The sequence below is a fragment of the Flavobacterium sp. CG_9.10 genome, from assembly GCF_015752245.1.
In the GTDB taxonomy this organism is placed as follows: domain Bacteria; phylum Bacteroidota; class Bacteroidia; order Flavobacteriales; family Flavobacteriaceae; genus Flavobacterium.
Window position 1 is genome coordinate 147,948 of sequence record NZ_JADOVD010000002.1, and the last position, 23,799, is coordinate 171,746.

The 23,799-nt window shown below is 34.0% G+C and carries 18 protein-coding genes; 8 read left to right on the forward strand and 10 right to left on the reverse strand.

Features of this window, described 5'->3' with window-relative positions:
- Window positions 1-25 precede the first annotated feature (25 nt).
- From IWX84_RS02295 to ppsA, 3 genes are read right to left on the reverse strand one after another with little or no spacing between them, the layout of a single operon-like run.
- Window positions 26-454, reverse strand: coding sequence for an OsmC family protein (locus IWX84_RS02295; protein ID WP_196849143.1), 429 nt, complete (start codon window positions 452-454; stop codon window positions 26-28).
- Between the two features lie 37 nt (window positions 455-491).
- Entirely contained in the window at window positions 492-1,247 is a 756-nt protein-coding gene (locus IWX84_RS02300; protein WP_196849144.1) for an SDR family oxidoreductase, read from the reverse strand.
- Complete coding sequence (gene ppsA / locus IWX84_RS02305) at window positions 1,231-3,684, reverse strand: phosphoenolpyruvate synthase (RefSeq protein ID WP_196849145.1); 2,454 nt, start codon at window positions 3,682-3,684, stop codon at window positions 1,231-1,233. The genes IWX84_RS02300 and ppsA overlap by 17 nt, the downstream gene beginning before the upstream one ends.
- A gap of 780 nt (window positions 3,685-4,464) precedes the next feature.
- Between ppsA and IWX84_RS02310 the strand changes: the two genes are divergently transcribed.
- From IWX84_RS02310 to IWX84_RS02335, 6 genes are all read left to right on the forward strand, one after another.
- Window positions 4,465-7,605: a PAS domain S-box protein gene (locus IWX84_RS02310; protein ID WP_196849146.1), complete on the forward strand. Its 3,141-nt coding sequence runs from the start codon at window positions 4,465-4,467 to the stop codon at window positions 7,603-7,605.
- Window positions 7,606-8,334, forward strand: coding sequence for a sensor histidine kinase (locus tag IWX84_RS02315; protein ID WP_196849147.1), 729 nt, complete (start codon window positions 7,606-7,608; stop codon window positions 8,332-8,334).
- Window positions 8,335-8,338: 4 nt separating this feature from the next.
- The gene (locus IWX84_RS02320; RefSeq protein WP_196849148.1) at window positions 8,339-8,749 is read left to right on the forward strand and encodes a response regulator; all 411 of its coding nucleotides are present in this window, start codon (window positions 8,339-8,341) and stop codon (window positions 8,747-8,749) included.
- A 21-nt stretch (window positions 8,750-8,770) separates the two neighbouring features.
- Entirely contained in the window at window positions 8,771-9,193 is a 423-nt protein-coding gene (locus IWX84_RS02325; RefSeq protein WP_196849149.1) for a response regulator, read from the forward strand.
- Window positions 9,194-9,202: 9 nt separating this feature from the next.
- Entirely contained in the window at window positions 9,203-11,557 is a 2,355-nt protein-coding gene (locus tag IWX84_RS02330; protein WP_196849150.1) for a response regulator, read from the forward strand.
- 188 nt (window positions 11,558-11,745) lie between these two features.
- Window positions 11,746-12,105, forward strand: coding sequence for a response regulator transcription factor (locus tag IWX84_RS02335; RefSeq protein WP_196849151.1), 360 nt, complete (start codon window positions 11,746-11,748; stop codon window positions 12,103-12,105).
- Between the two features lie 74 nt (window positions 12,106-12,179).
- Here the strand turns inward: IWX84_RS02335 and IWX84_RS02340 are convergent, their stop codons facing one another.
- Entirely contained in the window at window positions 12,180-12,803 is a 624-nt protein-coding gene (locus IWX84_RS02340) for a murein L,D-transpeptidase catalytic domain-containing protein (protein ID WP_196849152.1), read from the reverse strand.
- A gap of 602 nt (window positions 12,804-13,405) precedes the next feature.
- On the opposite strand from IWX84_RS02340, the gene IWX84_RS02345 reads away from it, so the two are divergent.
- Window positions 13,406-14,956 (forward strand): SDR family NAD(P)-dependent oxidoreductase, encoded by a 1,551-nt coding sequence (locus IWX84_RS02345; protein ID WP_196849153.1) that lies wholly within the window; start codon window positions 13,406-13,408, stop codon window positions 14,954-14,956.
- A gap of 226 nt (window positions 14,957-15,182) precedes the next feature.
- On the opposite strand, the gene IWX84_RS02350 is transcribed toward IWX84_RS02345, so the two are convergent.
- The 4 genes from IWX84_RS02350 to truA all read right to left on the reverse strand — a co-directional run bounded on the left by IWX84_RS02350 (window position 15,183) and on the right by truA (window position 20,630).
- Complete coding sequence (locus IWX84_RS02350) at window positions 15,183-15,974, reverse strand: hypothetical protein (protein WP_196849154.1); 792 nt, start codon at window positions 15,972-15,974, stop codon at window positions 15,183-15,185.
- Window positions 15,975-16,220: 246 nt separating this feature from the next.
- A complete protein-coding gene (lpdA, locus tag IWX84_RS02355; RefSeq protein WP_196849155.1) occupies window positions 16,221-17,609 on the reverse strand; it encodes a dihydrolipoyl dehydrogenase in 1,389 nt (462 codons plus the stop codon).
- Window positions 17,610-18,028: 419 nt separating this feature from the next.
- Window positions 18,029-19,783 carry an ABC transporter ATP-binding protein gene (locus tag IWX84_RS02360; RefSeq protein WP_196849156.1) on the reverse strand — a complete coding sequence of 585 codons (1,755 nt, stop codon included), beginning with the start codon at window positions 19,781-19,783 and terminating at the stop codon, window positions 18,029-18,031.
- 82 nt (window positions 19,784-19,865) lie between these two features.
- Window positions 19,866-20,630: a tRNA pseudouridine(38-40) synthase TruA gene (gene truA / locus IWX84_RS02365; protein ID WP_196849157.1), complete on the reverse strand. Its 765-nt coding sequence runs from the start codon at window positions 20,628-20,630 to the stop codon at window positions 19,866-19,868.
- A gap of 224 nt (window positions 20,631-20,854) precedes the next feature.
- On the opposite strand from truA, the gene IWX84_RS02370 reads away from it, so the two are divergent.
- Entirely contained in the window at window positions 20,855-21,352 is a 498-nt protein-coding gene (locus IWX84_RS02370; RefSeq protein ID WP_196849158.1) for a metallophosphoesterase family protein, read from the forward strand.
- Here the strand turns inward: IWX84_RS02370 and IWX84_RS02375 are convergent, their stop codons facing one another.
- Both IWX84_RS02375 and IWX84_RS02380 read right to left on the reverse strand, forming a co-directional pair.
- Window positions 21,353-23,050 (reverse strand): ATP-binding protein, encoded by a 1,698-nt coding sequence (locus IWX84_RS02375; RefSeq protein WP_196849159.1) that lies wholly within the window; start codon window positions 23,048-23,050, stop codon window positions 21,353-21,355.
- Between the two features lie 26 nt (window positions 23,051-23,076).
- The gene (locus IWX84_RS02380) at window positions 23,077-23,739 is read right to left on the reverse strand and encodes a response regulator (RefSeq protein ID WP_196849160.1); all 663 of its coding nucleotides are present in this window, start codon (window positions 23,737-23,739) and stop codon (window positions 23,077-23,079) included.
- Window positions 23,740-23,799 lie beyond the last annotated feature (60 nt).

The window sequence follows — 23,799 nt, forward strand, 5'->3', positions numbered from 1 at the left end:
CAGTATTTTAGATACGAATTGCGGTCTAAGAAACAATGATTTCAGGTTTCATTTGTATTGGTGTTTTAATGGCGTTAGCAATCAAGCAGACATTCTTGCTCATCTCTAAAATATGTTTGATCCTTTCCGGTTTTTGGGAATAAGGGATAACCACTTTAGGTTGTAATACAATTTCAGTTACTATGTTTTTTCCATTTATAAACTCAACGGTACACAAGGATTTACTTTCATAACTTACAAATTCGAGCTTTGAATTTTCAGCAAGTGTCAAAAAAGTGCTCATCAAGCAACTGTTAATTGATGCAATTAGTAAGTGCTCGGGAGACCAGGCCCCTTTGATTCCTTTGTGATATTCTGGAGTCGTGGCTGCTTCAATTTCCTTTGGTAAAACAGTTGAGCTTAGAATCCCATTGCTTTTACCAGTCCATTTTAAATTTACTTCGTATACATGCATAAAGCGATAGTTTTAATAAAAATTTAGACAGATAAAATTATTGAGCTACAAAACCGCCATCCACTGCCATGGCAAGTCCTGTTATAAATGAGGCTTCGTCAGAGCACATCCATACCACTGCGTTGGCTATTTCTTCCGGTTGGCCCATACGTCCAACGGGTTCTAGATTTGTAAACTGATCTTCGACTTCTTTTTTATTTCCAGTGAGTCGATCCATCATAGGCGTTTTAATGACTCCGGGACAAACTGCATTTACTCGGATTCCCAGTTTAGCACATTCTAATGCTGCCGTTTTTGTCAATCCAATTACTCCGTGTTTAGATGCTACATAAGCGGGTAAACCAGCAAATCCAACTAATCCCGCCACAGAAGAACAATTTATTATCACCCCTTTTCCCTGTTTTAGGATTTCGGGGATTTCATATTTCATGCAAAGCCAGATTCCTTTTAGGTTTACACCAATGGTTTTGTCCCAGTTTTCCTCTGAACAGTCTTGCGTAGTAGCTGAAGTTCCTTCAATACCAGCATTATTAAACGCATAATCCAACCTTCCAAAAGCAGCGATTACTTTAGTGACCATAGCTTTTACATCAGTAGTTTTGGACACGTCACATTTGATAAAAATGGCTTCACCACCGTAAGCTTTGATGAGATTTAGTGTTTCGTCATTTTCAATCCAATCCACAATAACAACTTTGGCTCCTTTTCCTGCGAAAGCAAGGGCTGTGGCTCTGCCAATTCCAGAAGTTCCACCAGTAACGAGAGCCACTTTGTTTTTAAAAGTTATTTCCATGAGTTAGAATGTTTAAGATTTCATTGCGTTTTTCTTCGTGTTTTGATTCCGCTTTCAAAATATTTTCTATTCCATTTATCAAAGCATCGGGATTGAATGATATGCTATCGATTCCTTTTTCAACTAAAAACTGAGCATATTCGGGAATGTCGCTTGGAGCCTGCCCGCACAAACCCACTTTGATTTTGTTTCGTTTAGCTGCTCGAATGGTTTCCGTTATTAAATGTTTGACTGCGGGATTTTGCTCATTGAATAGGCCGCTTACCAAGGAGGAATCCCGGTCGAGTCCAAGTGTGAGTTGTGTCAGGTCATTAGAACCAATAGAAAATCCATCAAATAGTTTGGCGAAGTCATTGGCCAGTATTACGTTGCTTGGGATTTCAATCATAACATAGACTTCTAATCCATTTTCTCCTTGTACTAAACCATTTAATTTCATTTCGTTAAGCACTTTTTTTCCTTCTTCGATGGTTCGGCAAAAAGGGATCATTAGTTTTACATTATGAAGTCCCATTTGGTTTCGTACTTTTTTCATAGCTTCACATTCCAAGGCAAATCCTTTTCGATAAAAATCGCTGTAATATCGGGAGGCACCGCGAAAACCAATCATTGGATTTTCTTCAGTCGGTTCAAAGTATTTGCCGGCTATCAGATTAGCATATTCGTTACTTTTAAAATCGCTCATTCGCACAATAACATCTTTGGGATAGAATGCGGCGGCAACAATAGAAACCGCTTCGGCCAGTTTGTCTACAAAATATTTTTTGCCATCTTCATAATCCTTGGTCAAATTTTTTATTTCAGTTTGAACGGCTACATCAGTTATTTTTTCGGGTTCGCATAGTGCGAGAGGATGAATTTTGATAGTATTCGAAATAGCAAATTCCACGCGCATTAAACCAATTCCTTTATTGGGATAATGACTCAATTCAAAGGCTCTTTCCGGATCAGCTAGGATTAGCATTGGTTCTGTAATAGGCATGGACAGGTTACTAAAATCGTGTTCTTTTATTTCCCATTTTAATTCACCTTGATACACATTTCCTTCTTTTCCTTCGGCACAGGATACGGTGATTTGCTGCCCCGTTTTTATGGTCGAAGTTGCGTTCCCGCATCCGACGACTGCCACGGTTCCCAGTTCACGTGCCACAATTGCCGCATGACTGGTGCGTCCCCCTTTGTTTGTGACTATTGCCGAGGCTCTTTTCATTATTGGATCCCAATCAGGATTGGTGAAATCAGTAACTAAAATTTCGCCATCAAGTAACTGATTCCCTTCTTGGGTATTTTGCAGGAGTCTGGCTTTTCCTGTCGCTATTTTGTCGCCAAGAGCAATTCCGTTGGTTAACAGCGTTCCTTTTTCTTTGAGTTGATAGATTTCTCGTACCAACTTATTTTCTCTCGCATGAACGGTTTCCGGGCGTGCTTGAACGATATAAAGTTGGCTATTGAAAGCGTCTTTTGCCCATTCAATATCCATTGCTTTTTTATAGTGTTTTTCAATTTCATAGCACCATTCTGAAAGCTGAATGACTTCTTGATTGGATAATGAAAACTGGTTTTGTTTTTCTAAAGAAGTTTCTGTGTTTACAATTGTTTTTTCTGCAGATTCAGAACTTGATTTTTCAGAATAAATCATTGTAAATTCTTTTCTTCCACACTGTTTTTTCAAGACTGGATTCAGTTCTTTATTTTCTAAAGTGGGTTTAAAAACCATCCATTCATCGGGTGTAACGGTTCCCTGAACAATATTTTCACCAAGACCCCAAATGCTGTTTATTATAATTACATTTTGAAATCCTGTGTCAGGATCAATGGTAAATGCCACGCCAGAAGCCGCTTTATCACTTCGCACCATTTGTTGAACTCCTACAGAAATGGCAACATCCAAATTTGCAAATCCCATGTCATGGCGGTATTTAATGGCTCGGTCGGTAAAGAGTGAAGCAAAGCAACGATGTACGGCATCCATTACTTGATTTTCACCGCTAATATTCAAGAACGATTGCATTTGTCCTGCAAAGCTGGCCGATGGTAAATCTTCGGAAGTGGCGCTACTACGCACCGCTACGCCAAGATTATTGATGCCACACTGTTCACTAAGAGACTGATAAGCGGTTTGAATTTCTATCTTAATTTCCTCAGGAATAGGCGCCGCTAAAATAAGAGCTCTTGCTTTCTCACCAATTACTGAGAGATTTGAATACTCTTTTGTATCTAATATGAATAATAAATCATTCAATGGTTTTTCTAATTTGTTTCGCTTACGAAATAGACGATATGCTTTAGCAGTGAGAGCAAATCCGTTAGGAATATTTATGCCTATAGGATTGAGTTGATTGTACATTTCTCCCAAAGAGGCATTTTTACCACCAACTTTGCTTATTGCATTGATGCTAATTTTTTTGAAAAACAAGATGTATTTATAATTTTCCATTCAGATATTTTTAAATAGTAACGAACTATTGATTTCTCAAAATAAGGCAACAGAACTATTTTTAGGACTAACTGTTTTTTTAGTTTTGAAAACTAAAAAGCGAGTTGTCTATAAATAATTTTAAAATAAAAGGTCGATTTGAGGATTAAAATGAGAACGTGGTAGGTTTTCTCTTTTTGGTGAATCTGATATTGTAAATTTAGTCAAATAATGTTTTTACAGGTAAAAAAAACGATATTTTTTAGAATTAATTTTTATTTAAATAATTGTTAAACAGTATGTTGTGATTTTTTTTTAAATTTTTGACAGTCATCGGATTTTTATGTTCGATTGTCGATTTTTTGGCCTTTTTCAGAAATGAAAAAAAATCCAGATTCCAATTTCTTTATTTTTTGGCATAAATAATTATTTAAATAAATCGATAGATTAAAGTTTTTATTTTGGGGATGTGTCCATCAATTGACAATATTTACAAAGCGACTACAGCTTTTTCAGGTTTAATTTTGAAGTATAATTTTTAAGACAAAATCGAAGAATAAAAGGGGTTGAAATTCTATTTGAATTTTTAAGAAACAGTGTAAAATACCTTAAAATTGGTAGGAAAAAAGAAATTCATCTTGTAGGTATAATAATTGTAGAAAAGTGCTTATTATACAAAATTAATTTTATTTTTGTGCATGTGCCCACTTAGTTCATGAATAGCTATTGCTTTGAAAATAAGTAAGAAATAGGAATGTCGAATAGCTTTGGAAACATCTAAAAAAGAATAAACCTCTATAAATGAAAAACCCAAAATCGCCACGAAATGAATATGATAGGCTTCAAGCCCTTGAAAGTTATTCAATTATGGACTCTTTACCTGAAAAGGAGTATGATTCCATTACTCAATTGGCTTCTTACATTTGCGGAACTCCCATAGCATTAGTTTCATTACTTGACGGCGAAAGACAATGGTTTAAATCAAGTGTTGGTTTAGGGATTGCAGAAACTCCAAGGGATATTTCTTTTTGCCAATATGCCATAATGGGAGAGGAGGTTTATGAAATTAATAACGCATCAGAAAACGAACTGTTTGCTAACAATCCTTTAGTGACAGGAGGTCCAAAAATTCAATTTTATGCCGGAGCACCGCTTCAGGATGTCAATGGGTTTAATTTAGGTTCGCTTTGTGTCATTGATACAGTACCCAGAATTCTTACTGATGAGCAAAAAAATGCTTTAACATTATTGGCTAATCAAGTGGTTTTACTGTTGGATTTGCGCAAGAAAAATATTGATCTTAAGACTTCCCAGCAGGAATTTCAGAATTTCATTGAACTCTCAAAAGATTTAGTTTGTATCGCTAATGTAGATGGAACATTCCTTAAAGTAAATCCGTCCTTTACCACTGTTTTGGGGTATTCTAAAGAAGAATTAGAAGGGACGCCATTTGCTAATTTTATTTATCCGGATGATTTAGAAAAAACGTTTAAAGAAGTAGAAAAACTTTCGAAAGGACACAAAACAATCAGTTTTGAAAATCGGTACCGTTGTAAAAATGGCGAATATATAGTGTTAAGCTGGAATACCTCTCCAGATCCAGTTTCTGGAAATTTATATTGTATTGCCAGGGACATGACTGTAGAATATCAGCAAAAAGAGGAACTGGTTAAAACAAGTGGCGAATTATCGGCAATTCTTAATTCTACTGACTTTTCAATAATATCTTCAGATCTTGACGGAACGATTAAGCAATTCAATAGAGGAGCTGAGAAATTACTTGGATATCAATTTGAAGAAGTGGTAGGAAAGACTAGTCCATCTATTTTTCACTTATGGGATGAAATAGTTAAACGAACAGAAGATTTAACAAAAGAATTTGGAGAAAATCTAGTTCCGGGTTATGACACATTTGTTCTGAAAGCAAGAACATTAGGAGTTGCTGACTCAAATGAATGGACTTACGTGAGAAAAGACGGCAGTTTGATTCCTGTAGTTTTATCAGTTACTGCAATTAAGGACAATCAGGGTGAAATTGCTGGTTATTTAGGGATATCCAAGGATATTACTAAAGAAAAAGAAGCAGAATTAAATTTAATAAACAGCAACAAATTATTTGATGAATCGCAAAGTATCGCCAAAACGGGGAGCTGGAAATTTGATTTATTCACAAAGGATTTGATTTGGTCAAAAGGGAATTATAAAATTTTCGAATTTGAAGAATTACCGGCAAATAAGTTATACGATGCCTATCGAAAAATTCTTCGCCCAGAAGCCTTAGTTGAATTAGATAAAAAGATAGAAAAAAGCGTTACTACGGGGCAGGATTTTGAATTTCTTAACAATATTGAATTTTCGAATGACAGAGTAAAATACATTTTAACTTTAGGTCAGATTATTAAAAATGAATTTGGAGCTGTAATAGGTGCCCAAGGAAGTACTCAGGATATTACTGAAAAAATGCTAGCAGAACAAAATTTAGTAAATAGCAATAAGTTATTAGATGAATCTCAAAGTATTGCTAAAATTGGAAGTTGGAAATTTAATTTAATCACCAAAGATCTTATGTTGTCTAAAGGACATTATACGATTTTTGAATTAGATGGTGTGCCCGCAGATCAGTTATATATGACATATCGCAGTAGAATACATCCAGAAGATTTAGCAAAACTGGATGAATTTGATGAAAATGTTATAAAAACAGGAGAAGATTATAAAACGGATTACAGAATTTTATTTCGAGATAATAGAATTAAATACATTCAAGAAATAGGACAGCCCTTTAAAAATGAAAAAGGAGAGATAATTGGATTACAGGGTTCTATTTTAGATATTACTGAAAAAGCACTTGCAGAACAAAAAATTGCTGAAAAAGCAAAAGAGATAAATGATGTCAGATCCGCATTAGATGAATCCACAATTGTGACAATTACAAATCAAAAAGGAGTAATCACTTTTGTAAACGATAAGTTTTGCTCAATTTCGCAGTATTCAAAAGAAGAACTTATTGGGCAATATCATTATGTTAACAACCCGGAATATCAATTAAATAAATTCATAAAAAATATCTGGAAAACCATTGCCAACGGAAAAGTTTGGAAGGGAGATATTAAAAACAGAGCAAAAGACGGTTCTTATTATTGGGTGAATTCTACAATTGTCCCATTTTTGGATAATGAAGGAAAACCGTATCAATATATAGCCATAAGTTCTGATATTACGGATCAAAAGTTAGCCAAGGAGAATTTAAATCTGGCCTTAACTACGCTTGAAAAAAAGAATAAAGAACTAGATCAGTTTGCCTATATCATTTCTCATGATCTTAAAGCCCCACTAAGAGCCATAAATAATCTTTCGGAATGGATTGTTGAAGATATGCCCGAGATGCCTGAAGCGGTAAATGCTAACTTTGGATTATTACGCGGTAGAATCTTGCGTATGGAGAATTTAATTAATGGGGTATTGGACTATTCGCGCATTGGTCGGACAAAAATAGAAAAGGAAACAACTGACTTGACTAAAATGTTAAATCAGATTGTTGATTCAATTGTTCCAACAGAAGGATTTGAAATTTACATTGCGGATAACATTCCAGAAATTAAAATTGCAAGAATATTGTTCCAACAGATATTCAGTAATCTGATCAGTAATGCAGTAAAGTATAATGATAAACCAATTGGAAAAATAGAATGTTTATATGAATCTTTGCCTAATTTTCATCAATTTACCATAAAAGATAATGGACCTGGAATTGAGGAGGAATACCATAAAAAAGTATTCAAAGTTTTTCAAACCATTGAAGCACGGGATAAAAAAGAAAGTACCGGTATCGGATTATCAATCGTTCAAAAGATAATAGAAGAAGCAGGAGGAAGCATTCGCATAGAATCAAAAGAAAATAAAGGGGCGAGTTTTATTTTTACAATTCCTAAATCAATCTAAATGGCAGAAGCAGAGAAAAATTGTCAAGAAGAGTTATCAGCTCTTAAAAAAGAATATGAAGATTTTGTTTACATTGTTTCGCATGATATAAAAACACCCATGAGAGCGATTAGTAACATTGCAAAATGGATTGAAGATGATTTAGGTGCCGATATAAATATTGATGTTTTAAACAATTTTACTTTATTAAAGAATAGGGTAGGACGTCTAGAAAATATGTTGAACGCTTTGCTGGAACTCTCCAGAGTCAATCGTACTGAAATGGAGTTTTATGAAGTGAATATTCCCAAAATCGTGGAGGGATGTATTGCCTCTTTGGATAATAAACTAAATGTTACATTTCATGTGAATTATAATTTGTTAAGTGAAAACTGTGTTACCTTGGGAAAAAAATTGAATAAAGTTATTTTTAATTTACTCGATAATGCGGTTCGGTTTCACGATAAAGAAATAAAAAACGTATTTGTGGATGTTACTGAGAAAGAACTTGATTACGAATTAAAAATTAGTGATGATGGTCCTGGAATATCCGCAGAATTAAAAGAGAGAATTTTTTCCATTTTCTATACCGTTAATTCAAAAGATGTTATAGATTCGACGGGTGCGGGATTAACAATTAGCAGTAAAATAATAGAAATGGTGGGTGGATCAATTCGATACATACCAGCCGAAAATAACGGGTCAATTTTTCAAATTAATTGGCCAAAAAAAATAAACTTAAAAAATTAAAATTATGTTACAAAAATTAGTGAATATTCTATTAGTAGAAGATGATGAGGTTGACGTAATGAATGTAAAAAGAGCATTTACCAAAAACAATATCAAGAATGAACTTTATGTTGCCGGCAATGGAGTTGAAGCGCTAGATATGTTGCGTTCAGGTATTGTTCCTTTACCAAGAATCATTATTTTGGATATTAATATGCCAAAAATGAATGGTATTGAATTCCTAAAAGTCTTAAGAGAAGATGAAAATCTTAAAAATATATCCGTATTTGTTATGACTACTTCCAATGAGGATAGTGACAAGATTAATGCTTACAATCTGAATGTTGCCGGGTATATTTTGAAACCATTATCTTTCGAAAAATTCATTACATCAGTTGCTACGTTAAAGAATTTTTGGTCATTGTGTGAGATGTAATTTTTTTAATAATTAAAATCTATGATCAACTCAAACATTTTGTTAGTAGATAATTGTAAAACTTATTTTGAAAATGCTGTTAGGGCTTTTTCTGATATTGGTATACAATCTACTTTGCATTTTGCCGAAAGCGACATCGAAGCATGGTCAATGCTTACAGGCGACTTTAAGTTATTACCTCTTCCAAAAATTATGTTGATTGATATTAATGCTGAAGGTATTAATGGAATTGATTTAATAAATAAAATTAGACTTGATTTTGAATTAAAATCAATTTTGATATTTGTGATAAGCAACATAAATAACGATGAAAATAAAATTGCTGCTCTAAACTTGAATATTGCTGGATATATGCAGAAACCGTTTGGAAATGGAGAAATTTTTGATTTCTTCTCCACTTTGAATGAATACTGGCAAATTATCGAATTTTCAGGCGAAAAATAAATAAAAAATATGGCTGTTACTTTAAATATACTGGTAATTGATGATGATAAAGTCGATACGGTCACTATAATTCGTTCTATATCTCACTCTGGAATAATAGCTAATGTGGAAAGTGCTTTCTCAGCTAAAGAAGGTATTGAAAAAATTAAATCATTTAATTATGACTTAATTTTTCTGGATTATATGATGCCCGACAGTGATGGTATTTCTTTTCTAAAAAAACTCAGAGATTTGGGTATAGAAACCCCAGTTATTTTTGTGACTTCTCAAGGTGATGAAAAAATTGCGAGCCAGGCTATTTTAGGAGGTGCCTCAGATTATATTCCAAAAACTTTATTGACCCCCGATGGTGTTTCGCAAAGTATTAGAAATGCACTCAAGCTTCATGAAAGTCTTATTCTTCGTAAAAAGACGGAATTAGAGTTAAAAATAAATGCAAACAGGCTTTTTGAAGCACAGCAATTAGCTAAAATAGGAAGTTGGGAAATTAATCTCACTGATGGAGAGGTTTTTATTTCGGACCAATTCTATACTATTTTTGAAATTGACAAAGATAAGGCGCCGTCAATGGCTCTATTGAAATCGCGATTGATTAATGCAGATGACGTTGCACTCTTTGAAAAAAATCTGGATTATGTAAAGGAAAACAATTCCGAAGTGCAATTTACCCATAGTTTAATTAGTAAAAACGGTACAATTAGATATATCAATGAATATATAAAATGCCTGAATGGAGAACTTAATGAACCACTCAAAATTTTAGGGACTATTCAAGATGTAAGTGACCAAAAAGAAATTGAAAGAGAATTAATAAAAGCCAAAGATTTAGCGGAGCAATCGACTCGTGTGAAAGAGCAGTTTCTGACTAATATGAGTCATGAAATTAGGACTCCGATGAATGGAATTATTGGATTTGCTAAAATTTTGGAAGGAACTAATTTAGATACTGAACAGAAACAAAGCGTAAATGCCATAAAAAGGGCTGGTAAAAATTTAATGGTTGTTATCAATGACATTCTTGACTTCTCTAAAATAGAAGCAGATAAAATGACATTTGAAGCAGTAGATTTTTCTTTGTCAAAAAATATAAAATCTGTAATCGAATTGCTTTCACCAATTGCAATAGGAAAAAAAATAAAACTTATTTTTGAGATTGACACTGAAATAAATGATTTTTTGACTGGAGATCCAACACGATTATCTCAAATTTTAATTAATCTAATTGGGAATGCCGTGAAATTTACGGACAAGGGGTATGTCGAACTAATTGTTTCCCAAGTGAAAGAAACAGAAACGGAAACTTTTTTACAATTTGCAATAATTGATACTGGTTTAGGAATTCCAGAAGATAAGATCGATTCTATTTTTGAAAGTTTTAATCAAGCTTCAAATGAAACGACAAGAAAATATGGAGGAACTGGTTTGGGACTTACCATTACTCGCAGACTTATTGAATTGCAAGGGGGATCAATAATGGTAGAAAGTGAAATTGAAAAAGGAAGCAAATTTTCATTTTTAATTCAATTTAAAAAGGCGCAAAATGGAATTGTTAAAACGGTAAAACTGAAAAAGGAGAAATTATCTCCTGATTTCCTGCAAAACATAAATATTCTTTTGGTTGAGGATAATGAACTGAACCAACTTTTAGCAATTATGGTATTTGAAAAATTTGATAAAACGATTGATATCGCCGATAATGGAAAAATTGCGATAGATAAAATTGAAAAAAACAAGTACGATATAATCCTGATGGACATTCAAATGCCAGAAATGGATGGTATTGAACTTACAAAGTACATTCGGTCCAACTTTGGATCTAAGTCAAAAACGCCAATTATAGCGTTAACAGCACACGCCACATTAGTCGAGAAAAAACGATGCTTAGATAGCGGGATGAATGATTACCTCTCTAAGCCTTTTGATTTCAATGAATTACTTAAAAAAATACACCAGAATTTAATGGATACTAACAGCAATATTTTTACGAACTCATTAAAACTAGATGAGCCTAATCAATCACTGATAGATCTCACTTATTTAAATGAATTTACTGAAGGAGACGCAACTTTTATTAGAGCGATGATAGATTTGTTTATGCAAAATCTCCCATTGTCGTTAGATATAATAGTAAAGGCCAATGAAACAGATGATATAAAAACTTTAAAAGCAGAAGTTCACAAATTGAAATCTTCCATTAGTTTAGTAGGAATTGATACTGCATCTAAAAGTATTGAGATTATTGAAAATGAGATTAGAACAAATCCTTTTGGGGAGATGAGAAAAAAGGAAGTTGTAAGATTCAATGAAATTTGTCTGAAAGCTTACTTAGAGTTAGAAGATATGTATAATAGTACTGCAAAATAGGAACTTTTTTGATACGATTGTGATGTCACTTTTTGAAAAAAGAACTTAATAATTAATGAATATCAAGTCTTATTTATACTCATTATTTAGATAAAAAGACTATTTTTGAAAAGTATCTTCTCCCAATTTTATAAATACAATACAACCATTTGCAGAGATTTATTTTTTGCATTTAAATAGTTAAAAAAATGAAAATTCTAATTGCCGAAGATGATGAAATGATGCTTAAAACTATGGAGTTTAAGCTGACCCGTGAAGGGTATGAAGTGATTTCATGCATTGATGGAAAAGAGGCTTTGGATAAAATATTTTCTGAAAACCCGGATCTAATCATTTCAGACATTGAGATGCCATTTGCGACTGGTCTTGATATTGTTAATAAAGTAAAAATGGAGTCTAAACTAGACATCCCAATAATTATTTTGTCTGCCGTAGGTTTAGAAAAAACGGTTTTAAAAGCTTTCGATCTGGGCGCAGATGATTTTATAACCAAACCATTTAGTCCTAATGAGTTGATTGTGAGAATTAAGAGGCTTCTCAATAAATAATAGTCGAATCTGCCACGACACAAAATCTACTGTCCTTAATCATTTGACTTAAAGCCAAAATTCCTATCAGGAGATTAATAGTAAATGTCTAAAACAATATTTCTTTTTGAATCGTCAATTCGTTTTTCAATTCGGGAATAATAGATGTCATTTATCATTGGACAACCAAAACTATAACCTATAGGCTTATCTTGTTCTTCATAAGGTACTTTTATGTTTTTATGTAGCACAATATTTCGTGATAAGGCATTGTTATTAGTAGAGTCTAATCCATATAACTTATACGCTTTGCCGTATTGGCCATTGTAACTATTACCAATAGCGTATTTTCCCAATGAAGTGCAAAGGGAATTATTTTCATTGCTAAATTTTAATTTCCCTGCTGGATCAATTCTGGAACCAAAACCTTGAGTTACTAGACCCTGATCAATTATTTTATCATTTTTTAAATCATATACAAAAAATCTGTTTTTTCCAGACATGATTTCCATATCGATAAAAAAAGCAATTTCATTATTATAATTAGGATTTTTGCTTACTAATTCCTTTAAACGTGCTACGTGTTGTAAAAGTTTTTTCTCCGCTAAATCATTTAATTCAGAAGTTTCAGAAGTTTTTTTCCCCAAATTTTTTGAAGAAATTGTAAAACTCAATAGTAGTGTTCCAATCAAAATTAAAGTAAAAACGATTCTTCTCATTTTGTTGCTTTTTAGATTTACATAAAATTTTCGTAGATTACTTCCAACTTCCTGTGGCTAAGTTGATTTGGGAAACAGTAGCCGTGTTTTTTTTACTTTACAAAGGTATCAAAAAGCAATTAATTCAACAAATGAAACCATTTTATGATCCGGTAATTAAAAGGAGCTTTTATTTGTTGGTACTAAACAAATCTTAGAATTATATCTAAAATTCACTGATAAAATGTTAATTATTGATTGTTATCTTTATGATTTTTAAATTTATAGGGTAAAGTGATAATTAATGTGGGGAACTGTTAAGTTTTTATGAAATAACGGTAAAGTAAGAGGAGTATCATAAAAAAGAATGTCAAAAATCTAAAAATTTAAGACAAGCAAGTGGCAATGATAATTGCATTTGAGTTTAAATTATCTCCTATTTATTTTACTTTGTGCCAATTTATTGCTGTGCAAAAACGAAGACAGAAAAATACCAATCAAGGCTCAAAAATCATACTACAATCACTTTGCAGACTATTAAAAAAAAGAAATCACAACCAAGATTTTAGAACTATATTTGCGGCCTTGGTATTTCCGCCAAGATTGATATATGTTTTTTTAAGATGGTGATGGAAGAAATAGAAAATAAAAGCGCAATTACTTCAGAAGAAATTGACCGATGCATCGCTATATTGGCGCAATTGGTTGATGATACAGATCAAATATTTGATATTGAGAAAGAGCAGAGAACAGCCTTGATCAAAGCAGCAGGAATGTTTTCCAGACCTGACCGCGACGAGCTTTCGCGTAGAAAAAAGGACGGAAGATTAGTCGCAAAGCGTAAAAAAGAAAAACAAGACAAAACCGCCCGTAAAGAAACCGGAATACGTCATGCCCGCGAAGCGAGTGTGTTTGTTGCGCCAAAATTACTGGCTCATAATGTTCTTGCTCACAAAGAACAATTGGAACTGGAAACGCCAAGAAATTGTTATGTCTGTAAAACGGCATTTACTAAAATGCATCACTTTTACGATACTATGTGTACCGATTGTGGTGATTTTAATTATGCCAAACGCTTTCAAACCGCAGATGTAACGGGACAGGTTGCGGTTATTACAGGTTCTCGTTTGAAAATTGGATATCATATTACTTTAATGCTTTTGCGAGGTGGAGCAACTGTCATTGCGACTACTCGTTTTCCGGTCGACTCGGCATTGCGTTTTTCGAAAGAAGAGGATTTTATGGATTGGGGACATCGTTTAAAAATTCACGGATTGGATTTACGACATATTCCGAGTGTGGAAATCTTTTGCAATTTTATTGAACAAAAATACGAGCGTCTGGATATTTTGATCAATAATGCAGCACAAACCGTAAGACGTCCAGCTGGATTTTATACACATTTAATAGAGAACGAAGAACGTCCAATTGCCTCTTTACCCAAATATGCACAGGATTTATTACTGGATCACACGGATTGTTTGCAGGAATTAAAAGTATTGACTTTGGGTGTTTCCTCCAATCAAAATATGCCGGTGACTTGGCATGGACCGGAGCCAGGAATTGGTTTACGGGCTTCCGCCAAATTATCTCAGATTCCGTATAGTTTTGATAATACGCTCGTGGCAAATGAAGTTTTTCCGGAGGGAGAGCTCGATGCCGATTTACAGCAAGTAGATTTAAGAAAAACAAACAGTTGGCGTTTGCGTTTGGGACAAATTGAAACGACCGAAATGATAGAAGTACAACTCGTAAATTCTGTGGCTCCATTTGTATTATGTAACCGACTTTCGGAAGTGATGAAGAAAGACAATACTGGACAAAAACACATCATTAATGTTTCGGCGATGGAAGGAAAGTTTCATCGTTTCTTTAAAGAAGATCGCCATCCACATACCAATATGGCAAAAGCCGCTTTGAATATGTTAACGCATACTTCCTCTGGAACTTTGGCCAAAGACGGAATTTTTATGAACGCCGTTGATACGGGTTGGGTTACTGACGAAGATCCGGCAGAATTAGCCAAAAAGAAACAGGAATTAGAGGATTTCCAACCGCCGTTAGATATTGTTGATGGTGCTGCACGAGTGATGGATCCTTTGTTTGACGGTATTAATACAGGGAAACATTGGTGCGGAAAATTCTTGAAAGATTACAATCCTATTCCTTGGTAGTAATCCCAATTTTTTAAATCTAAAAACCACAACAGAATTAGATTTTGTTGTGGTTTTTGTTTGATGTTTCTTCCACTTTTTGGGGAGGAAAAAAAATTACACCATCTTTAGTAGATAAATCCTGCTTTATTTTTTTTCTTTAATAATGTTGAAAATAAATAATGCTTATTATTGAAATCTTAAAGTATCGGCAGCATTAGTGAAATTGCGGTTAAAACAATCACTTCTATAAGTTAGTTGATAAAGATTCTGTTTTTCTGGAAGGCGCTACTTTACTGTAAATTGCATCGATAGCATATTTTTTAATAGAATTGGGTATCTTTTTTAGTTCGTTAATTTGGTTTAGAGCCGACTGTTTGATTGCTCGGGACATTTTAATCAAATTATCGGTATTATCTTCGATTTCGAGGGCTAATATAGATTCTAAAATTTCTTTTTTCATTGTATGGCCAATCATGCCGTGTTCAATAATAGAATTCAGTTGATTGAATTTTGCTGCAATTTTTAGATTTTGCAGACCTTGATAGCTATAATTTGGTTCTTTCTTTAAAAATGTCTTTTTCAATTGTGAAATTAGGGAGCTGTTAGTGTGTGCTCTTTCTTCAGTTTCCACTTTTATAAGAGAAAGTTTAACAGGTATATTTTTTTTGAAATGTAAAATAGTATTTATACTTCGGCTACTGGTCACTACTGCTGAATGGTGTTTTCTAAGGATTGATTTGTGTCCAGATATACCAAAACTATGTTTGATAGATCCCTCAGTGCAGTAGGCAAATAAAACAGACGATTTACTTAATGGTTCAATACTTAGCAGCGTATCATAAGAAAATGTAATGCTAACCTGAATGGAAGTGATGCCATTTATAAAGGTAACTCCATCAATATTTCCCTTAATTAAATCTGAATCTAAGGCTAATTTAAATTCATTGTCGTTCGAATTTAATACACCTTTAAAAGAAGTTTCAAGTCCATTAAAAACTTCATTTATTGTTCCGGTATTTAGATAAATATTTTTCATAACACTACATTTTGAATAGTAATAAAAAGTAAATGAACTCCATCTGTTTTTTAACTATTTTGATCTATTCAAAGTACGGGATTTGATGATTTTTTTTTGTTACGAAATTATTTAGAAAAGTTTCATAATTAATTGATTATAGGTGTGTAATGAGAGCCCCATAAAAAAATCCGACTTGCTTTCACAAATCGGATTTTAGATTATTTCGTAAAGACGCACTGCAGTGCGTCTCTACCGTTGTTGTATTTATAAATGGATTACTTCACCGTAAGCATCAGCCACAGCTTCCATAACAGCTTCACTCATTGTAGGGTGTGGGTGAATTGATTTTAGGATTTCGTGTCCTGTAGTTTCAAGTTTACGCGCTACAACTGCTTCCGCAATCATATCAGTAACGCCAGCACCAATCATGTGGCAACCCAACCATTCGCCATATTTAGCGTCAAAAATTACTTTTACAAAACCATCAGGCGTTCCGGCAGCTTTCGCTTTTCCAGAAGCTGAGAATGGGAATTTACCAATTTTTAATTCGTATCCTTTTTCTTTAGCTTGTTTTTCAGTTAAACCAACAGAAGCAATTTCAGGAGTTGCATAGGTACAACCCGGTACGTTTCCGTAATCGATAGGTTCTACGTGAAGACCTGCAATTTTTTCCACACAATTGATTCCTTCGGCAGAAGCTACGTGAGCTAATGCTTGTCCTGGCGTTACATCACCAATGGCGTAATATCCCGGAATATTGGTTTGGCTGAAATCGTTCACCAAAATTTTATCTTTGTCAGTAGCAATTCCAACTTCTTCAAGACCTATGTTTTCAATGTTAGTTTTGATTCCAACAGCAGAAAGCAAAATATCAGCTTCCAGAACTACTTCTCCTTTGGCCGTTTTTACAAATGCTTTTACGCCATCACCAGTCGTGTCAATCCTTTCTACTGATGAGCTGGTCATGATTTTGATTCCCGCTTTTTTCAACGAGCGTTCCATTTGTTTCGAAATGTCTTCGTCTTCAACAGGAACTACATTTGGCATGAATTCAACGATGGTAACATCAGTTCCCATTGTGTTATAGAAATGTGCAAATTCAACTCCAATTGCTCCAGAACCTACGACAATCATCGATTTTGGTTGTGTTGCCAAAGTCATTGCTTTACGATATTCTATTACTTTTACACCGTCTTGTGGCAAATTAGGCAACTCACGAGCACGCGCTCCAGTAGCAATAATGATATGATCTGCGTCGTACTCCGTAACTTTTGAATCTTTATCAGTAACATCCACTTTTTTTCCTGGTTTTAGTTTTCCAAAACCATCGATTACGTCGATTTTATTTTTTTTCATCAGGAATTGAACCCCTTTGCTCATTCCGTCTGCAACATTTCTACTGCGATTAACAACTGCTGAAAAATCTTTATCAAATTCAGAAACAGTCAATCCATAATCAGAAGCGTGTTTTAGATAATCAAAAACCTGAGCTGATTTTAGTAATGCTTTTGTTGGGATACAACCCCAGTTTAGACAAACTCCACCTAAGTTTTCTTTCTCAATTATGGCTACTTTAAAGCCTAATTGCGATGCTCTAATGGCGGTAACATATCCTCCAGGACCACTTCCTAAAACTATAATATCGTATTTCATTTCAAAGTTTTTTATTTGTTTTTTATTGGTGAAATGCAGTCGCTAACGCTCGTGTCATTTTTTAAGTATTTATTTATTATTGTTAAAAATGGAATTCGTAAAAACTCATTTCATTTTCGTGCGTTTTTCTTAATTAATTGTGATGGCGAATTTAAGGATTTATTCTGTTTTGAGAAAGTTTCGAAGTAATAAAGTAAGAAACTAACAGATTTTCAGAAAAAGACCTTTAATTGAAACAAAATGTTGTTGTGTAAATCCAGATTTAGGATTTTTTTAGCCACGAATTCACAAATTTTTAATTGGACCCAAAACCGTAGAGCCTAAAAACGTTTTAGTAAAATTTATGGCATGCGGTTTACACTGATTCTGCGGATTTTCACGGATTTTACTCTTTATCTCTTCACCTCTTTGTTGAAAAACTAATTCGCTACCGAAAATTGGGAATCATACAAGTTCTTGTAATACCCATTTTCGCGGTTAATTAATTCCTGATGCGTTCCTTGCTCGACTATCAAACCTTTGTCCATGACCACAATTTTATCAGCATTGACAATAGTTGCGAGACGATGCGCAATGACAATCGAGGTTCTTCCTTTGGTAATGGTCTCGGTGGCACGTTGAATCAATTCCTCAGAATACGTATCTATTGAAGAAGTTGCTTCGTCCAGAATAAGAATGCTAGGATTACTCACATACGCTCTTAAAAAAGCAATTAGTTGACGCTGTCCTGACGAGAGCATAACACCGCGTTCTTTTACATCAAAGTTGTAATCATCGGGTAAACTCATTATAAAATTATGCACACCAATTTTTTTGGCAGCAGCCAAAACCTGTTCGCGAGAAATAGCAGGATTATTTAAGGTGATATTATTGAAAATCGTATCGGCAAAAAGGAAAACATCCTGCAAAACCACTGCAATTTGGTTGCGTAAAGAACTTAAGGTATAATTTTCAATGTTGTGATTGTCAATATAAATAGAACCGCTGTTGATTTCATAAAAACGGTTTAACAAGTTTATAATAGTTGATTTACCGGCACCTGTCGAACCCACAATCGCGATAGTTTGTCCTGCATTTACTTCAAGATTAATTCCTTTTATCACATCTTCCTCAGGAATATAACCAAAACGAACGTTTTCAAATCTAATGTTGCCTTGAAAAAGTGGCGCTTCAATAGTTCCTGTATCCTGAATTTGATCTTGGGTATCGAGAATGTCAAAAACACGATTAGCGGCAATCATTCCTAGTTGCATCTCATTGAATTTATCCGCAATTTGGCGTAACGGATTAAATAACATTCCTATAAACATCGTGTAGGAAAACAAATCTCCAAAAGTGGTAAAATGATCTCCGTTTAATATCTTCATTCCGCCATAAAGTACTATAAAACCTAAGGTTAAGGACGAAATAATATCAGCAATGGGAAAGAAGATGGAGTTATAAAGAATGGTTTTTATCCAGGCTTTGTTGTGTTTGTCGTTGATTTCTCTGAATTTTTCAAACTCAATATCTTCTCTATTAAAAAGCTGAACGATTTTCATTCCCGTCACTCGTTCCTGAACAAAGGAGTTCATGTTAGCAATTTGCGTACGCACTTCCTCAAAAGCCACTTGCATTTTTTTTTGGAATATTCGGGTGATGAAAACCAGAATTGGCATGGCAACAATCACAATCCAGGTCAGCGTCCAGTTCATGTAAAACATAAAAATAAGAACCACGAGCATTTTCATCAGGTCACTGATAATCATAAACAATCCTTGGCTGAAAATTCGCGCGATTGATTCAATATCCGAAACCGAACGAGTAACCAATTGCCCCACAGGAACCAAATCAAAATATTTCATTCTAAAACTTAAAATGTGACGAAATAATTTAGTTCTAATGTCCTTAACAATGTCTTGCCCAAGCCAGTTTGCCCAGTAAACAAAGAAAAATTGCGAGAATACTTCCATCAAAAGTACGATTCCCATCAAGATTACATACAATAGTAATCCGTGCTGATCTTGGGTTTTTATGTACCCATCAACGGTTTGCTTTAATAAATACGGACGCAAGGCCGCAAATACCGAAAGCGATATGGCAAAAATAATCACGCCATTAAAACGCCATTGGTACGGTTTGGTATATTGTAATATTCGTTTGAATAATCGGGTATCAAATGCTTTTGCTTTCATGTTTTGTAATTTACGAATTACGAATTTGAAATTACGATTTGAATCTTAGATACATAATTCGTAATTTTTAATTCGTAATTATTTAAATGTAATCGTATTCTATTTCGGTTAAATACAAACCATGCGCCGGAACCGAAAAACCAGCTTTGTCTCTGTTTTTGCTTTTTATGATAGCATTAAAATCGGCTAATGTAATCTTGTGTAAACCTATATTTATCAAAGTACCCACAATGGCGCGAACCATATTTCTTAAAAAACGATTGGCCGAAATGGTGAAAATCAGCTTTCCGTTTTCTTGTTTGTCTACGCCCTGTTCGGCTGTGCCTCGAGTCCAATTGGCTTCAAAAATCGTGCAATCAAAGGTGTTTACGTCAGTATTTACTTTGGAGAAACATTGAAAATCAGTATAGTTAAACAATAATTCAGCAGCTTCATTCATCAAATCCACATCTAGTGGCTGATGAAAATACCAACTTTGTTCTTGCGAAAAAGGATCTTTAAAAGTGTTGATGTGGTATTCGTACGTTCTTTTTACAGCGTCAAATCGAGTGTGCGCTTCATCGTGAACGGGTATAATATCATAAACAGTAATGTCTTTTGGCAAGTAGGAATTGAGTTTGTGTACCAGATTCGGAATGTCAAAAGGGGTTTCAAAATCAAAATGTGCGTACATTTCCTTCGCATGAACTCCCGTATCCGTTCGTCCGGCTCCTATAAGATTGATTTCGGAATTCAATAAAGTGGAAACGGCTTTGTTCATCGTTTCCTGCACTGACGAAGCATTAGGTTGGTATTGCCAGCCGTGATAATGAGTTCCGTTGTATGCTAATTTTATAAAATATCTCAAGGCAATTTTTTTGGAGATACAAAGATACTTATAAATTTTTTTGCCACGAAGTCGCTAAGGCGCAAAGTTTGTTTAGTTTCAATTTGATTTTTTATTTGGAATTCGAATGTTTAATTTTACCACAAAATTCTAGCCCTGATAGCAGTGAAAATCCTTTTCTGTTTTTCCTTTAAAACAGAAAAGATTGTAACGAATAGCAGGAAATAGCTCCTAAAAAAATTACTTTGAAAAAAATCCTTCTGCTTTCCGATACGCACAGTCATATTGACGATACGATTTTAAAATATGTGGCTCAAGCTGATGAAGTTTGGCATGCTGGAGATATTGGAGATTTGACCGTAACGGACACGATTAAAAAACTGAAACCGCTGCGTTGTGTTTATGGGAATATTGATGATGCCAAAGCGCGATTGGAATTTCCGTTGCACAACCGTTTTATGTGCGAAGGAGTGGATGTTTGGATTACTCATATCGGCGGTTATCCGGGCAAATACAACCCTAGTATTAAAGCGGAGATGGCTGCAAATCCCCCAAAGTTATTTATTTGTGGACATTCGCATATTCTTAAAGTTATGTTTGATAAAAAACACAATCTCTTGCATATGAATCCCGGAGCCGCTGGAAAAAGTGGTTTTCACCAGGTGCGTACCATGCTGCGTTTTGTGATTGATGGCGATAAAATCAAAGACTTGGAGATTATTGAAATCGAAAAAAAGGCGTAATTATTTTTGATACGCAATAGGTACCGCGATGGAAATTGAGGTACCAGAATCAACCTTAGAATTAATTGCGATGGTTCCTTTTAGATTGTTTATTCTGGCGTGAATTTGATTGAGTCCGAAACCGTCGAGAAACCCAAATTTATCAGTGTCAAAGCCTTTTCCATTATCAGTAATATGAATTTGGAGTGATTCATTATATTCTTGAATGGTCACATTTGCTTTACCGGCTTGACTGTGTTTAATTATATTATTCAAAAGCTCCGTTACGATAAAATAAATTTTCATTTCAAAATCTTCATCGTATCGAGTTATAGTGGATACGACACTTGAATAGGTAAAATGAAGTAGCGAATTTGAATTTTTTTCGCATAGATCTTCCAAAGCATAAAACAAACCAAATCGCGCTAAAAGCGATGGCATAAGTTCATGAGACAAATCACGGACTTTGTCGTGGGCTTCTTTTAAGATGGTTTTAGTTTTAACTATTTCTTGAGGAGGAGATTGATTTTGAGAGGTAAAAACTGTCAAATGCAATCCCGCTGAGGAAAGCAAAGCACTTATGTTATCATGTAAAAAAGAAGCGATTTTTTTTCGCTCCATTTCTTGTCCGTTAATAGAGGCATTGATGATATTTTCCTGAATTTGACTTTGTAGGTCTTTGAGTTTTGAATTTTGTTTTAGTCTTGTATTTTGAAAGAAAAAGTAAAAAAGAATGATGATTAATAGTAATGATGCTATGATGATGACGCTTATTTGTTTGTTTTTATATTGCTTTTCAATCAATAATTGCTGGTTTGTCTCGTATTTGGTTTCAATATTGTCAATCTCTCTTTTGTAGGCGTCTAATTCGAGATTGATGCCAGCTACGTTAATTTTCTTGAGCTTTTCTTCATTGTTAAGCTCAGCGGTTATTGAATTGTAATCGGCAAGGTTTTGATAGGCTTTTTGATACTTACCATTTTTTAATAAAAATTTGGAGTACTCCAAATGTGAAAAAGATAAATCTGATTTTTCATTTCCTAATTTTCCTAATCTTATGGCATTTTGAAAAAAAAGATCCGCTTTTTCAATATCCATTTTATGATTATAATACATCCCGTTGAGCATGTTTAATGCGACTATAGTACTTTCGTCGCCGTATTTTTTATGGAATTTATTTATGAATTGTAAATAGGGGTACCCGTCGTCAAAACGGCCAGTATCAAAATAGGCCCAAGTAATATTGAGTTTTGTAAAAACAGTTTGACTGATGTCTTTTATCTTTTCACTGTATTCTAGCGATTTTTTATAGAAGAAAATTCCTTTCTCGTATTGTTTTTTATCAAAGCAATAGATGTTCCCTAAATTATTATAAAGCCAGTTTTTTAATTGGTAATTGTTAGTTTTATTCGCGTACAACAAGCCTTTATTATAGTAGAAAAAAGCTTTGTCGACTTCGGTCATTTCATCAAAATTTGCCCCAATAGTGTTGTAAATAGTGGCGATGAGATTGTCATCTTTAATTGCTATCGCGTACTGCAAGGCAATTCTGGATTTGACTAAGGATTTTTCAAATTGATCCTCTTTCATGTATTGGTTCGCCTCTTTTGCCAATGCTGTTATTTCATTCTTAGATGGGGCTATTTCTTTCGCAAGAATACCAGCATTTAATAGATTCAGAACAAACAGCAGTAATAAAATGATTCGGGTTTGGGGCATAAATGATTTATTAGAAAGTAAATAATTTATGATTTGACTAAATTGTTTTTAATGGCATATTTAACCAGGCCGATACTATTTTTCAGGTCCAGTTTTTTCATGATATTCTTGCGATGGGTTTCGACGGTATTTATACTGATGTATAATTGTTCACTGATTTCTTTACCGCTATATTCTAAAGAAATTAAAGTAATGATTTCAATTTCTCGTCCAGTCAATATAGAATTAAGAGCAGAATCTATCTTGTTTAATTTTGGATTGTCTTTTGTTACATTATTAAATATTTTTTCTCTTACCGCTTCGCAAAAATATTCTTCACCTCTATAAACCGCTTCAATTGCTTCGACTATATTTTCTCCGGCACATTGTTTAGTCAAATAGCCACTGGCACCCAATTTCATGATTTCTTTTATCAATTTTAAATCATCATAACTGGAGAGAATTATTACCTTACAAGGAAACCCTTTTTCGGCAAATTCTTTAATGACTGCAATGCCGTCTTTTTCGGGCATATTGATATCTAGCATGAGGATATCGGTTTTGTTTTGAGTGACTTCATCAAAAAGGTTACTGCCATTTAAAGAGAATCCCACCACTTCAAAATCTGGAATGGTTTGTAGTAATGAACTAATACCATCAATAAGAATTTGATGATCATCGGCCAAGTGAATTCTAATTTTAGTTGTCATATATTGTAAACTTTAGCCAAAGTTATGAAAAAACCATAAAGATACCATTTAATAAGATTT

What these genes read in the sequence shown, in the direction of transcription:
- IWX84_RS02300 (WP_196849144.1), bottom strand. Translation starts at nt 1,247, where the DNA reads ATGGAAATAACTTTTAAAAACAAAGTGGCTCTCGTTACTGGTGGAACT.
- IWX84_RS02350 (WP_196849154.1), bottom strand. Translation starts at nt 15,974, where the DNA reads ATGAAAAATATTTATCTAAATACCGGAACAATAAATGAAGTTTTTAAT.
- IWX84_RS02310 (WP_196849146.1), top strand. Translation starts at nt 4,465, where the DNA reads ATGAAAAACCCAAAATCGCCACGAAATGAATATGATAGGCTTCAAGCC.
- IWX84_RS02360 (WP_196849156.1), bottom strand. Translation starts at nt 19,783, where the DNA reads ATGAAAGCAAAAGCATTTGATACCCGATTATTCAAACGAATATTACAA.
- IWX84_RS02295 (WP_196849143.1), bottom strand. Translation starts at nt 454, where the DNA reads ATGCATGTATACGAAGTAAATTTAAAATGGACTGGTAAAAGCAATGGG.
- lpdA (WP_196849155.1), bottom strand. Translation starts at nt 17,609, where the DNA reads ATGAAATACGATATTATAGTTTTAGGAAGTGGTCCTGGAGGATATGTT.
- IWX84_RS02330 (WP_196849150.1), top strand. Translation starts at nt 9,203, where the DNA reads ATGGCTGTTACTTTAAATATACTGGTAATTGATGATGATAAAGTCGAT.
- IWX84_RS02325 (WP_196849149.1), top strand. Translation starts at nt 8,771, where the DNA reads ATGATCAACTCAAACATTTTGTTAGTAGATAATTGTAAAACTTATTTT.
- IWX84_RS02380 (WP_196849160.1), bottom strand. Translation starts at nt 23,739, where the DNA reads ATGACAACTAAAATTAGAATTCACTTGGCCGATGATCATCAAATTCTT.
- IWX84_RS02315 (WP_196849147.1), top strand. Translation starts at nt 7,606, where the DNA reads ATGGCAGAAGCAGAGAAAAATTGTCAAGAAGAGTTATCAGCTCTTAAA.
- ppsA (WP_196849145.1), bottom strand. Translation starts at nt 3,684, where the DNA reads ATGGAAAATTATAAATACATCTTGTTTTTCAAAAAAATTAGCATCAAT.
- IWX84_RS02320 (WP_196849148.1), top strand. Translation starts at nt 8,339, where the DNA reads ATGTTACAAAAATTAGTGAATATTCTATTAGTAGAAGATGATGAGGTT.
- IWX84_RS02340 (WP_196849152.1), bottom strand. Translation starts at nt 12,803, where the DNA reads ATGAGAAGAATCGTTTTTACTTTAATTTTGATTGGAACACTACTATTG.
- IWX84_RS02375 (WP_196849159.1), bottom strand. Translation starts at nt 23,050, where the DNA reads ATGCCCCAAACCCGAATCATTTTATTACTGCTGTTTGTTCTGAATCTA.
- IWX84_RS02345 (WP_196849153.1), top strand. Translation starts at nt 13,406, where the DNA reads ATGGTGATGGAAGAAATAGAAAATAAAAGCGCAATTACTTCAGAAGAA.
- IWX84_RS02335 (WP_196849151.1), top strand. Translation starts at nt 11,746, where the DNA reads ATGAAAATTCTAATTGCCGAAGATGATGAAATGATGCTTAAAACTATG.